The organism is Streptomyces afghaniensis (genome assembly GCF_044327915.1).
Taxonomy (GTDB): Bacteria; Actinomycetota; Actinomycetes; order Streptomycetales; family Streptomycetaceae; genus Streptomyces; species Streptomyces afghaniensis.
In genome coordinates this window covers 673940-686867 of sequence record NZ_JBIRGJ010000002.1, presented here as the reverse complement: position 1 = coordinate 686867, position 12928 = coordinate 673940, and the positions used below count along the sequence as shown (strand labels likewise).

9 protein-coding genes are annotated in these 12928 nt (G+C 71.7%); 4 read left to right on the top strand and 5 right to left on the bottom strand.

Annotation, left to right across the window (positions count from 1 at the left end; genetic code table 11):
• Positions 1-171 precede the first annotated feature (171 nt).
• The 3 genes from ACH4G3_RS09285 (at position 172) to ACH4G3_RS09275 (ending at position 5933) form a co-directional block, all read left to right on the top strand.
• The gene (locus ACH4G3_RS09285; protein WP_397623889.1) at positions 172-3891 is read left to right on the top strand and encodes an ABC transporter ATP-binding protein; all 3720 of its coding nucleotides are present in this window, start codon (positions 172-174) and stop codon (positions 3889-3891) included.
• A gap of 110 nt (positions 3892-4001) precedes the next feature.
• Positions 4002-4394 carry a hypothetical protein gene (locus ACH4G3_RS09280; protein ID WP_397623888.1) on the top strand — a complete coding sequence of 131 codons (393 nt, stop codon included), beginning with the start codon at positions 4002-4004 and terminating at the stop codon, positions 4392-4394.
• A 96-nt stretch (positions 4395-4490) separates the two neighbouring features.
• Positions 4491-5933, top strand: a complete 1443-nt coding sequence (locus ACH4G3_RS09275) for a S28 family serine protease (RefSeq protein WP_397623887.1) — start codon at positions 4491-4493, stop codon at positions 5931-5933.
• 28 nt (positions 5934-5961) lie between these two features.
• Here the strand turns inward: ACH4G3_RS09275 and ACH4G3_RS09270 are convergent, their stop codons facing one another.
• Complete coding sequence (locus ACH4G3_RS09270; protein ID WP_397623886.1) at positions 5962-6618, bottom strand: hypothetical protein; 657 nt, start codon at positions 6616-6618, stop codon at positions 5962-5964.
• 112 nt (positions 6619-6730) lie between these two features.
• The gene (locus ACH4G3_RS09265) at positions 6731-8566 is read right to left on the bottom strand and encodes a glycoside hydrolase family 3 protein (RefSeq protein WP_397623885.1); all 1836 of its coding nucleotides are present in this window, start codon (positions 8564-8566) and stop codon (positions 6731-6733) included.
• Positions 8567-8996: 430 nt separating this feature from the next.
• On the opposite strand from ACH4G3_RS09265, the gene ACH4G3_RS09260 reads away from it, so the two are divergent.
• A complete protein-coding gene (locus ACH4G3_RS09260) occupies positions 8997-9626 on the top strand; it encodes a GNAT family N-acetyltransferase (RefSeq protein ID WP_397623884.1) in 630 nt (209 codons plus the stop codon).
• 50 nt (positions 9627-9676) lie between these two features.
• Here the strand turns inward: ACH4G3_RS09260 and ACH4G3_RS09255 are convergent, their stop codons facing one another.
• The 3 genes from ACH4G3_RS09255 to ACH4G3_RS09245 are packed head-to-tail and all read right to left on the bottom strand — an operon-like array spanning position 9677 to position 12827.
• Positions 9677-10474 carry a sugar phosphate isomerase/epimerase family protein gene (locus ACH4G3_RS09255; RefSeq protein ID WP_397624100.1) on the bottom strand — a complete coding sequence of 266 codons (798 nt, stop codon included), beginning with the start codon at positions 10472-10474 and terminating at the stop codon, positions 9677-9679.
• A gap of 35 nt (positions 10475-10509) precedes the next feature.
• Positions 10510-11679, bottom strand: a complete 1170-nt coding sequence (locus tag ACH4G3_RS09250) for a dihydrodipicolinate synthase family protein (protein WP_397623883.1) — start codon at positions 11677-11679, stop codon at positions 10510-10512.
• A complete protein-coding gene (locus tag ACH4G3_RS09245; protein WP_397623882.1) occupies positions 11676-12827 on the bottom strand; it encodes a Gfo/Idh/MocA family protein in 1152 nt (383 codons plus the stop codon). The genes ACH4G3_RS09250 and ACH4G3_RS09245 overlap by 4 nt, the downstream gene beginning before the upstream one ends.
• Positions 12828-12928 lie beyond the last annotated feature (101 nt).

Below are 12928 nucleotides of genomic sequence, written 5' to 3'. Positions count from 1 at the left end.
CCACCTCCAGGGACCTCAGCTGTCTAAGCGCTTGCTCAGACTAAGATACCGGCGAGTATCAACCATCGTCCAGGGTGGGGGCGGGGTAACGCTCGTCACGCCGCGGGATGAAAACAGCCTCCCACGGCGTTGGTGCCTTCCGGCAGACCAGGACGATCGGAGGGCACCCGCGTGACACCGCAACGGGGATGGGCACGACGACTGTGGGCCTATGCATGGCGCCACCCGAAGGACGTCGTACTCGCCCTCGGCTCCTCGCTGGCCGGCATGGCGGTCATGGCCCTCGTCCCGCTGATCACCAAGGTGATCATCGACGACGTCATCAGCGACCACACCCGCTCCATGACCACCTGGGCCGGCCTCCTGATAGCCGCCGCCCTGGTCGTCTACGTCCTCACCTACATCCGCCGCTACTACGGCGGCCGCCTCGCCCTCGACGTCCAGCACGACCTGCGGACGGAGATGTACGGCACGATCACCCGGCTCGACGGCCGCCGCCAGGACGAGCTGTCCACCGGCCAGGTCGTCGGCCGGGCCACCAGCGACCTCCAGCTGATCCAGGGCCTGCTGTTCATGCTCCCGATGACCATCGGGAACGTCCTGCTGTTCCTGATCTCCCTGGGGATCATGGCGTCGCTGTCGCTGCCGCTCACCCTCGTCGCCCTGGCCGTCGCCCCCGCCCTGTGGTGGATCGCCAAGCGCAGCCGCACCCGGCTGCACCCCTCCACCTGGTACGCCCAGGCCCAGGCCGCCGCCGTCGCCGGCGTGGTCGACGGCGCCGTCAGCGGTGTCCGCGTGGTGAAGGGCTTCGGGCAGGAGGAGCAGGAGACCGGCAAGCTCAGGGACGTCAGCCGCAGGCTCTTCGCCGGGCGGCTGCGCACCATCCGCCTGAACTCCGTCTACACCCCGGCCCTCCAGGCCGTCCCCGCCCTCGGCCAGGTCGCGATGCTGGCGCTCGGCGGCTGGCTCGCGGTGGGCGGGCACATCACCCTCGGCACGTTCGTCGCCTTCTCCACCTACCTCGCCCAGCTCGTCGGCCCGGTCCGCATGCTCGCCATGGTGCTCACCGTCGGCCAGCAGGCCCGCGCGGGCACCGAACGCGTCCTGGAGCTGATCGACACCGAGCCGTCCCTGAGCGACGGCACGAAGAACCTGCCCGCCGACGCCCCCGCGACCGTCGAGTTCGACGACGTCTCCTTCGGCTACGGCGACGACCGCTCCGTGCTCGACGGGCTCTCCTTCGAGATCCGCCCCGGCGAGACCCTCGCCGTCGTCGGCTCCTCCGGCTCCGGCAAGTCCACGGTCTCCCTGCTGCTGCCGCGCTTCTACGACGTCACCCGCGGCGCCGTCCTCGTCGGCGGCCACGACGTGCGCGAACTGACCCTGGAGTCCCTGCGGGCCGCGATCGGACTGGTCCCGGAGGACTCCTTCCTCTTCTCCGACACGGTCCGCAACAACATCGCCTACGGCCGCCCGGACGCCACCCAGGAGGAGATCGAACAGGCCGCCCGCGCCGCCCAGGCCGACCGGTTCATCAGCGAGCTGCCCGACGGCTACGACACCACCGTCGGCGAGCACGGCCTCACCCTCTCCGGCGGCCAGCGCCAGCGCGTCGCCCTCGCCCGCGCCATCCTCTCCGACCCGCGCCTGCTGGTCCTGGACGACGCCACCTCCGCCGTGGACGCCCGGGTCGAGCACGAGATCCACGAGGCCCTGAAGGAGGTCATGCGGGGCCGCACCACCCTGCTGATCGCCCACCGCCGCTCCACCCTGAACCTCGCCGACCGCATCGCCGTCCTGGACGGCGGCCGCCTCGCCGACATCGGCACCCACGACGAACTCCAGGAGCGCTCCGCCCTCTACCGCCGCCTGCTCACCGACCCCGACGAGCTGGGCGCGGTCTCCCCGGGCCACACCCAGCCGGCCTGCCCCGAGGAGGACACCTCCGTCCGGGACGAGCTGGACGCCGAGTTCGACGCCGAGCGCGGGGTCACCCCACGACTGTGGAGCGGCGACCGCGAGCGCAAGGACCTCGCGCTCGCCGAGAGCCCGGCCACGCCCGAGCTGCTCGCCCAGGTGGAGGCGCTGCCGCCGGCCACCGACGTCCCCGACGTCGACGAGTCCCGGGCCGTGCGGCCGGAGGAGTCCTACGGCCTGCGCCGGCTGCTGCGCGGCTTCGGACTGCCGCTGCTGGTCAGCCTCGGTCTGGTCGCCGTCGACGCGGGCATGGGCCTGCTGCTGCCGATCATGATCCGGCACGGCATCGACTCGGGCGTCACCCAGGTCGCGATCGGCGCCGTGTGGGCGGCGTCGCTGCTCGCCCTGCTGACGGTGGCCGTGCAGTGGGCGGCCCAGGTCGGCGAGACCCGCATGACGGGACGTACCGGCGAGCGGGTGCTGTACTCGCTGCGGCTGAAGATCTTCTCCCAGCTCCAGCGCCTCGGGCTCGACTACTACGAGCGGGAGCTGACCGGCCGGATCATGACCCGGATGACGACCGACGTCGACGCGCTGTCGACGTTCCTCCAGACGGGCCTGGTCACCGCCTTCGTCTCGGTCGTCACCTTCTTCGGCATCATGGTCGCCCTGCTGGTGCTCGACGTGGAGCTGGCGCTGGTCGTCTTCGCGACACTGCCGCCGCTGATCATCGCCACGGTCTTCTTCCGCCGGGCGAGCGTGAAGGCGTACGAACTGGCCCGCGAGCGCGTGTCGGTGGTCAACGCCGACCTCCAGGAGTCGGTGTCCGGGCTGCGGATCGTGCAGGCCTTCCGTCGCGAGCGGGACGGCGGGCGGCGCTTCGCCGGGCACAGCGACAGCTACCGCCAGGCGCGTATCCGGGGCCAGTGGCTGATCTCCGTGTACTTCCCCTTCGTGCAGTTCCTGTCGTCGGTGGCGGCGGCGGCCGTGCTGATCGTCGGCGGGGCCCGGGTCGACGACGGGACACTGGCGATCGGCTCGCTGGTGGCGTACCTGCTCTACATCGACCTGTTCTTCGCGCCCGTGCAGCAGCTGTCCCAGGTCTTCGACGGCTACCAGCAGGCGTCCGTCTCGCTGGGCCGCATCCAGGAGCTGCTCCGGGAGCCGACGTCGACGAAGTCCGCCGACGAACCCCGCGAAGTGCTGTCCCTGCGCGGTGAGATCGCCTTCGAGGACGTGCACTTCGCCTACGGTGACGACGAAGAGGCCCTCGGCGGGGTCGACCTGCGCATCCCCGCCGGGCAGACCGTCGCGTTCGTCGGCGAGACCGGCGCGGGCAAGTCGACCCTCGTCAAGCTCGTGGCCCGCTTCTACGACCCCACCGGCGGCCGGGTCACCGTCGACGGCACCGACCTGCGCGCCCTGGACCTCACCTCGTACCGGCACCGTCTCGGGGTCGTCCCGCAGGAGGCGTACCTCTTCCAGGGCACCGTCCGCGACGCCATCGCCTACGGCCGCCCCGACGCCACCGACGCCGAGGTCGAGGCGGCGGCCCGCGCGGTCGGGGCGCACGAGATGATCGCCACGCTGGAGGGCGGCTACCTCCACGAGGTCGCCGAGCGCGGCCGCAACCTCTCCGCCGGACAACGCCAGCTGATCGCGCTGGCCCGTGCCGAACTGGTCGACCCGGACGTCCTGCTCCTCGACGAGGCGACCGCCGCCCTGGACCTCGCCACGGAAGCGCAGGTCAACCAGGCCACCGACCGCCTGGCGGGCCGCCGCACCACCCTCGTCGTGGCCCACCGCCTCACCACCGCCGCCCGCGCCGACCGGGTCGTCGTCATGGACCACGGCCGGGTCGCCGAGGACGGCACGCACGAGGAGCTGCTCGCGCGCGGCGGGCGGTACGCCGAGCTGTGGCGGACGTTCATCGGCGCGGCGGAGCCGGAGGAGCCGGTCGGCGCGTCCCGGTGAGCCCCGCCGACCGGCGCTTTCGTGACGCTCGCGCAACCGTCCGACATACGTCATGCGTCCGTACACCTGTACGCCGATGGTCGCGGACGACGCGGTACGGGAGGACGACAGTGGGCAGTGGAGCGATACGCCGGCGGTTCGCGCTGGGCCTGGCCGTGCTGACCGCATCCGGCCTGCTGGCCGTCGCGGCGCCGGGCGAGGCGCAGGCCGCCGCTTCCGCCTCCTGTCCCGGCCGCAAGGTCCGCACCCTGCCCTTCTCCACCGGAACCGTGCTCGTCTACAAGCGCGGCGGCTACGTCTGCGCCGTGACCGTCACCAAGAAGCCAGGCGTGAAACGGAAGATGTCGGTGAGCGTGCAGGCGCGCGGCAGCCGCCCGGTCGTCGACGAGGGCCGGTTCGCCTACCACGCCGGCCCGGTGATGGTGCACGCCGGACGCCGCTGCGTATGGCTGAAGGGCAGGGTGGGGCAGGGCTCGGTCAGCTCCGGCTGGATCCTGTGCTGACGCCCGGCGCATAGAGGGTTATCCCCATGTCCCCTGGTGCTGGGGGGAGTTGTTCCTATAGCTTCCGGCGCACATCTGTCTCACAGGGGAGTGCGCATGCGCAAGGCGCTCAGATGGCTGCTGGCGCTCACGGTGCTCATAGGCACGTTGAGCACGGCCGGAGCGGCCACCGCCGCCGAGCCGGAGGCCACCGGCACCGACAGCACCACTGACATCAAGGAAAGGCTGCTCTCCATACCGGGCATGAGCCTGGTCGAGGAGAAGCCGTACACCGGCTACCGCTTCTTCGTCCTGAACTACACGCAGCCGGTCGACCACCGCAGGCCGTCGAAGGGCACGTTCCAGCAGCGCATCACCGTGCTGCACAAGGACGTCTCCCGCCCGACGGTCTTCTTCACCAGCGGCTACAACGTCTCCACGACGCCCCGCCGCAGCGAGCCGACCCAGATCGTCGACGGCAACCAGGTCTCCCTGGAGTACCGCTTCTTCACCCCGTCCCGCCCCGACCCGGCCGACTGGTCCAAGCTGGACATCTGGCAGGCCGCCAGCGACCAGCACCGGGTCTTCAAGGCGCTGAAGGGCGTCTACGGCAAGAAGTGGATCTCCACGGGCGGCTCGAAGGGCGGCATGACCGCCACCTACTACGAGCGCTTCTACCCGCGCGACATGGACGGCGTCGTCGCCTACGTCGCCCCCAACGACGTCGTCAACAAGGAGGACTCGGCCTACGACCGCTTCTTCGCGGGCGTCGGGACCAAGGAGTGCCGCGACCGGCTGAACGGCGTGCAGCGCGAGGCGCTGGTGCGCCGCGAGCCGCTGGAGAAGAAGTACGCGGCCTACGCGCAGGACAACGGCCTCACCTTCACCACCATCGGCAGCCTGGACAAGGCCTTCGAGGCGACCGTCCTCGACTACGTGTGGGGCTTCTGGCAGTACAGCCTGCTGAAGGACTGCGACCAGATCCCGGCCGACGCGAAGAACGCCACCGACGACGAGATCTGGGACTCCGTCGACACGATCGCCGGTTTCTCCGCCTACGCCGACCAGGGCCTGACGACCTACACGCCGTACTACTACCAGGCCGGCACGCAGCTCGGCGCGCCGACCATCGGCTTCCCGCACATCGAGAAGCAGTACATCCGCTACGGCTACCAGCCGCCGCGGAACTTCGTCCCGCGTGACATCCCGATGAAGTTCCAGCCGTGGGCGATGCGGGACGTGGACACCTGGGTCCGGCACAACGCCCGCCACATGCTCTTCGTGAACGGCCAGAACGACCCGTGGAGCGCGGAGCCGTTCCGCCTCGGCAAGGGCGCGAAGGACTCCTACGTCTTCACCGCCCCCGGCATGAACCACGGCGCCAACGTCGCGAGCCTCGTGCCCGAGCAGAAGGCGCTCGCCACCGCCCGCATCCTCGACTGGGCCGGTGTCGCCCCCAGCGCGGTGCAGGCCGACCCGCAGACGGCCAAGCCGCTGGCGAAGTTCGACGCCAAGCTGGACAAGCGGGACGTGCAGCGCGAGATGACGCTGCGTCCGTGATCCCGTAGCCGCCGCGCCCGGCCGCCGTTCACAGCGGCCGGGCGCACCCCACGGGCCGGTCGCCGCCCAGCCGGACGTACAGGGCGGTCGAGACGGGGCAGTCGGCGCGCCTGGCGACGGCCTCGGTCACCTTGTACTCCGGCTCCTGCCTGCCCTTCCCGTCACACGCGGTCTCGCGGACCTGCCCGTCGCCGGAGCTGTAGACGCAGTCCCCGACGATGGTGCGCGGCCCGCCACCGCCACCCGGATCGCCCGGGTGCGGCGGCTGGAGGTTGCGCATGCAGGCGTACCCCTGCGGCACCGCCCCGTCGCCGTCCTCGTCGGACGAGGGCCGCTGCTCGCTGATGTGCAGCACGAAGTCCGTGGTCGCCGGGCAGCGCGGCCCGTCCCGGACCGTGCCGTCGTGCCGCGCCACGACCCGGGCCGCCGCCCGCTCACCGGCGCACGGCACCTCGGTGAAGCTCGTCGTGCCGAACGAACTGCACTCGTCGACCGCGAGGAAAACCGCCCCGTACCCGGACGGCCGGGTCACCGGCGGCGATCCGCCGGCGGCCGTCCCCGAGGCGGGCCCGCCCAGCCGGCCGTCCTCCGCGACACCCGACGGGGGACTCTGGCACCCGGTCAGCAGCGCACCGACCAGCACCAGCAGCCCCCACACCACCCCCGCCGAACTTGTTGCGCGCATTGCCGTCCCCCCGAGTGCCTTGGCCCAGCGTGGCCCGGCGCAGGGGCGCACGCCAGGCACATGGGGCGGTTTGCGCACGTTGGGGGTGGTGCGCCCGGTCCATGGCGTACGTCTAGTACGTCAGCCCGTACCCGATCGGGTACAGCACCTGCTCCGGATCATCCGCCCGCTGCACCGGCACCGGGAGCGTGCCGCGTGGCTCCACCCGCCCCGCGATCACCCGTGCGGCGGCCCGCAGTTCGACGTCGGTCCAGGAGTACGCCGCGAGGCACGCCGGGACAAAGGGCAGCTGGGCCACGTCGTACGGATTGCGGATCGCCACCGCCACGACCGGCCTCCCCGTCGCCACGAGCTGCTCGACCAGCGCCCTCTGGCCGCTGCCCGCCGTGACGTTGTACGTCGCCGCCACCACCGCGTCCGCGTCCCGCGCCGCCGCGACCGCCCGGGCGATGGTCGCCGCGGACGGGGCCGTCCCGGTCGACAGGGCGGTGGCGGTGAACCCGAGCCCGGTCAGCGCGGCGGCCAGCACCCCGGTCGGCGGTCCGGTCGTCCCCGACGGCGAGGCCGGATCGGCTCCGACCACCAGCACCTTGGGGTGCCGCCGCCGGGACAGCGGCAGCAGCCGTCCCTCGTTGACGAGCAGGGTGGTGGTCCGCTCGGCGATCCGGTCGGCCGCCGCCAGGTGCGCCCGGGTGCCGACGGCGCGGTCGACACCGCCCTGACTGACGTACGGCGCACGGAACAGGCCCAGCTTCGCCTTCAGCCGCAGGATCCGCAGGACCGACTCGTCGAGCCGCGCCTCGGTCAGCTCGCCGCTGCGCACGGCCTCCAGGACCGCGTGCCAGGCGAGGTCCAGATCCGGCGGGTTGAGGAGCTGGTCCACGCCCGCCTTCAGCGCGAGCACCGGCACCCGGTCGTCGCCGTACTTGGTCCGCACGCCCTCCATGCCGAGGGAGTCCGTCACCACGACCCCGTCGTAGCCGAGCCGTTCGCGCAGGATGCCGGTGAGGATCGGGCGGGAGAGGGTGGCCGGGTCGCCGGAGTCGTCGAGGGCCGGGACCATCAGGTGCGCGGTCATGATGGAGTCGATGCCCGCGGCGATCGCCGCCCGGAACGGCGGTGCGTCCAGCTTCTCCCACAGCTCCCGGCTGTGCGTGATGGTCGGGAAGCCGGTGTGGCTGTCGACGTTGGTGTCCCCGTGCCCGGGGAAGTGCTTGGCGGTCGCTGCCACCCCGGACCCCTGGTATCCCGCGACCTCGGCGGCCACCAGCGCGGCCACCGCCCGCGGGTCGGCACCGAAGGACCGTACGCCGATGACGGGGTTGGCCGGGTTGACGTTCACGTCGGCCACGGGGGAGTAGTCCTGCCGGATGCCCATCGCCCGCAGCTCACGCCCCGCGATCCGGCCCAGCGTCCGGGCATCGGGCCGCGACCCGCCCGCGCCGACGGCCATGGCCCCCGGGAAGAGCGTCGCGGGCCTGCCCACCCGGGCGACGATCCCGTGCTCCTGGTCGGTGGAGATGAGCACGGGCAGTCCGCGCGGCAGGTCCAGGGAGGCCCGCTGGATGCCGTTGGACAGATCCGCGATCTGGTGCGGCTCGCGGGTGTTGTGCGCCCAGGCGAAGTAGATGATGCCGCCGACCCGGTACTTCGCGACGAGTTCGGCGGCCGTACGGACCCCGATCTCCTTCAGGTTGGCGTCGACGTCGGCCTGGTCGGGGGCGGTGGCGGAGTGGCCGTACACCCGCATCACGAAGAGCTGGCCGACCTTCTCCTCCAGCGTCATGCGCGAGACGCGGGCGCGGAGTTGCTTGTCGTCGGGGGCGTCGGCCGCGTGCGAAGGCCCGGCGGCCGCGAGGGCGCCGGCGGCGCCGGCCGTGGCGGCGAGGACGGTGCGTCTGGAGGGCTGTGCGGTGTTTCCCGTGCTTCCCGTGCCGGTGTCGTGCACGTGCGCTCCTTCCGGAGGTGATCCGCTGGGATCCGCTGAAGGAAACTTCCAAAGGGTCACCAATAACCGGGAAGTTTCTGCCAGTCAAGGGAGTGCACAGTAACCGCCCAGGGGCCGCCACCGGCGCGGTTGGAGGGGGACGCGCCGATGGCGGCGGGTGCCGCCGGCCGCGGTACGGCGGAGAGGGTGGTCAGCGATCGCAGCCAGCAGCGAGGGCCGACACCGCACCGTGGTGACTCTCCGGCGGCCTGCGATTGGACGACGGGAGTCCGGGCCGGGTTCCCGGTGCGGGCCGGATTTCCGGAAGTCGGTACGCGGGGTGGGCCAAGGGTCCAACGGGGCGGTTGAGCCGCCACTTCCGGCCATCCGCTGCTCGCGGTACCGGGTATTTCATTCGACGACCCGGGCTGCCCGGGGAAGACTCTCCCGCGTGAGCTTCGCACTGGAAGGCCCCGTCCTGGAGGGTGCCATGGTCCGCCTGGAGCCCTTGGACCACCGGCACGCCGCCGAGCTGGCGACGGCGGCGACGGAGGACCGGGAGACCTACGCCTTCACCTGGGTACCGGGTGCCGACGAGGTGGGCGCCTACATCGACGCGCAGCTCGCCCGCGCGGCGACGGGACGGCTCGCGCCCTACGCGCAGATCTCCACGGCCACGGGACGGGCGGTCGGCGCCACGGCGTACTGGGAACCACGCTTCTGGCTATCGGACGACCGACTCGACGCGGTCGAGGTCGGCTTCACCTGGCTCGCCCGTTCCGCCCAGGGCACGGGTGTGAACGCCGAGGCGAAGCTCCTCCTCTTCCGGCACGCCTTCGAGGAGTGGGGCGTCTCCCGCGTGGACCTGAAGACCGACGCCCGCAACAGCCGTTCCCGCGCGGCCATCGAGAGCGTGGGCGCCCGCTTCGAGGGCGTGCTGCGGAACTGGTCCCGGTCGTGGGCCCCCGGCGAGGAAGGGCGACTGCGCGACTCCGCGATCTTCTCGGTGACGGCGCCGGAATGGCCGCGGTGCCGGGCGCGGCTGGAGGAGCGGGTGAACGGGTTCCTCGCACGGTCGTAGGCCGGCGGGGCCGTGGCCTACGACCGTGACGGATCACAGGTGTGCTCGGCTCACAAGGTGTGCTCGACGAACCTCGCCGCCGTCTCGGCCAGCACCTCCCGTCCGTCCCGCGCCCACAGCCCGTCGTTGAACAGCTCGACCTCGATGGCACCCGTGTAACCGGCGGCCTCCACGTACCGCTGCCACTCCCGCATGTCGATCGAGCCGTCGCCGATCTGGCCCCGGCCGGTCAGCACGCCCTGGGGGAGCGGAGTCGTCCAGTCGGCGAGCTGGAAGGTGTGGATCCGGCCGCCCGCACCCGCCCGGGCGATCTGCGCGGGAGCCGTGTCGTCCCACCAGATGTGGTACGTGTCGACCGTGACCCCCACCTGGTGCGCCGGGAAGCGTTCGGCCAGGTCCAGGGCCTGGGCCAGCGTCGACACCACACAGCGGTCGGAGGCGTACATCGGGTGCAGCGGCTCGATGGCCAGGCGGACGCCGTGCCGCTCCGCGTAGGGGCCCAGTTCCGACAGGGCGTCCGCGATGCGTTCGCGGGCCCCGTGCAGGTCCTTCGAGCCCGCCGGGAGTCCGCCCGAGACCAGGACCAGCGTGTCGGTGCCCAGCGTCGCCGCCTCGTCGATCGCCCGGCGGTTGTCGGCCAGGGCCTCAGCGCGCTCCTGGGGGTCGATCGCCGTGAAGAAGCCGCCCCGGCACAACGTTGTCACCGTCAGGCCCGCGTCCCGGACCAGCTTGGCCGTGGCCTCCAGCCCGTACGTCTGGACCGGCTCGCGCCACAGGCCCACGTTCGTGATGCCCAACCGGCCGCAGGACTCGACCAGTTCCGGCATCGACAACTGCTTCACCGTCATCTGGTTGATGGAGAAGCGCTCCAGGTCGGCGGTGCTCACTGGTCCACCCCGTACACGCTCAGCAGGTTCTTCATCCGCTCCTCCGCCAGCTTGGGGTCGGGGAACAGGCCCAGACCGTCGGCGAGTTCGTACGCCTTCGCGAAGTGCGGCAGCGAACGGGCCGACTGGAGGCCGCCGACCATCGTGAAGTGGGACTGGTGGCCGGCCAGCCAGGCCAGGAACACCACACCCGTCTTGTAGAAGCGGGTCGGGGTCTGGAAGAGGTGCCGGGAGAGTTCGACCGTGGGGTCCAGCAGGTCGCGGAAGCCCTGCGTGTTCCCCGTGTCGAGGACCCGGACCGCCTCCGCCGCCAACGGGCCCAGCGGGTCGAAGATGCCCAGCAGGGCGTGGCTGAAGCCCTGGCCGTCGCCGGCGATCAGCTCGGGGTAGTTGAAGTCGTCGCCCGTGTAGCAGCGCACGCCCTGCGGCAGGCGGCGGCGGATGTCGATCTCGCGCTGCGCGTCCAGCAGCGAGACCTTGATGCCGTCGACCTTGTCCGGGTGGTCGGCGATGACGTCCAGGAAGGTGCGGGTGGCGGCGTCCAGGTCCGTCGCGCCCCAGTAGCCCTCCAGCGCCGGGTCGAACATCGGGCCGAGCCAGTGCAGGATCACCGGCTCGGACGCCTGGCGCAGCAGGTGGCCGTAGACCTCCAGATAGTCCTCCGGCCCCTTGGCGACCGCCGCCAGGGCCCGGGAGGCCATCAGGATCGCCCGCGCGCCCGACTCCTCGACGACCGCGAGCTGCTCCTCGTACGCGGCGCGGATCTCCGCCAGGCTGTACGGGTAGCCGATCTCGGTGGCCGAGAGCTGGTCCGTGCCCACGCCGCAGGCGATCAGGCCGCCGACCGACTTCGCCTCCGCCGCCGACCGGCGGATCAGCTCCGCCGCGCCCGCCCAGTCCAGACCCATGCCGCGCTGGGCGGTGTCCATCGCCTCGGCGACGCCCAGCCCGTGCGACCACAGGTGACGGCGGAAGGCCAGGGTGGCGTCCCAGTCGACGGCGGCGGGCGAGTCGGGCGAGGTGTCCGCGTACGGGTCGGCGACGACGTGCGCCGCCGAGTAGACCGTGCGGGAGGTGAAGGGCGTGCCGGGCGTCACCAGGAGCGGTTCGGTGCGCGGCTCGTACGTCCGCGACGCCCCGTTGCTGTCCGGGAGTCGGATGGTCACGGCTGGATCTCCGGAACGTCGATACGGCGGCCCTCGGCCGAGGACTGCAGGCCCAGCTCGGCGAGCTGGACACCGCGGGCGCCGGCCAGCAGGTCCCAGTGGTAGGGGGCGTCGGCGTAGACGTGCTTGAGGAACAGCTCCCACTGCGCCTTGAAGCCGTTGTCGAACTCGGCGTTGTCCGGGATCTCCTGCCACTGGTCGCGGAAGACCTCGGTGGCGGGGATGTCCGGGTTCCAGACCGGCTTGGGCGTGGCCGAGCGGTGCTGGACGCGGCAGTTGCGCAGGCCGGCCACCGCCGAGCCCTCGGTGCCGTCCACCTGGAACTCGACGAGCTCGTCACGGTTGACGCGCACGGCCCAGCTGGAGTTGATCTGGGCGATCGCGCCGCCCTCCAGCTCGAAGATGCCGTACGCGGCGTCGTCGGCGGTGGCGTCGTAGGGCTTGCCGTTCTCGTCCCAGCGCTGCGGGATGTGCGTGGTGGCGATGGCCTGGACGGACTTCACGCGGCCGAACAGCTCGTGCAGGACGTACTCCCAGTGCGGGAACATGTCGACGACGATGCCGCCGCCGTCCTCGGCCCGGTAGTTCCAGGACGGGCGCTGCGCGGCCTGCCAGTCGCCCTCGAAGACCCAGTAGCCGAACTCGCCGCGCACGGACAGGATCCGGCCGAAGAAGCCGCCGTCGATGAGGCGCTTCAGCTTGAGCAGGCCGGGGAGGAAGAGCTTGTCCTGGACGACGCCGTGCTTGATGCCGGCCTCGTTCGCCAGGCGGGCGAGGTCGAGAGCGCCGTCGAGGCCGGTGGCCGTGGGCTTCTCGGTGTAGATGTGCTTGCCGGCCGCGATGGCCTTCTTGAGGGCCTCCTCGCGGGCGGAGGTGACCTGGGAGTCGAAGTAGATGTCCACGGTCTCGTCGGCGAGGACCGCGTCCAGGTCGGTCGAGACGTGCTCCAGCCCGTGCCGCTCGGCCAGCGCCTTCAGCGCGTTCTCACGGCGGCCGACCAGGATCGGCTCGGGCCACAGCACGGTGCCGTCGCCGAGGTCGAGGCCGCCCTGCTCACGGAGGGCGAGGATGGAGCGGACCAGGTGCTGGCGGTAGCCCATGCGCCCGGTCACGCCGTTCATGGCGATCCGCACCGTCTTGCGTGTCACGTCGTTCCCTTCGTACGCGGTCGTCGCGCCGCGTACGCCCGAACTGGTGAGCGGTACAGCAAGCGCTTTCTATACATGAAGAAGCTAGCCTCTGAACCGCG

What these genes read in the sequence shown, in the direction of transcription:
- ACH4G3_RS09275 (WP_397623887.1), top strand. Translation starts at nt 4,491, where the DNA reads ATGCGCAAGGCGCTCAGATGGCTGCTGGCGCTCACGGTGCTCATAGGC.
- ACH4G3_RS09255 (WP_397624100.1), bottom strand. Translation starts at nt 10,474, where the DNA reads ATGACGGTGAAGCAGTTGTCGATGCCGGAACTGGTCGAGTCCTGCGGC.
- ACH4G3_RS09270 (WP_397623886.1), bottom strand. Translation starts at nt 6,618, where the DNA reads ATGCGCGCAACAAGTTCGGCGGGGGTGGTGTGGGGGCTGCTGGTGCTG.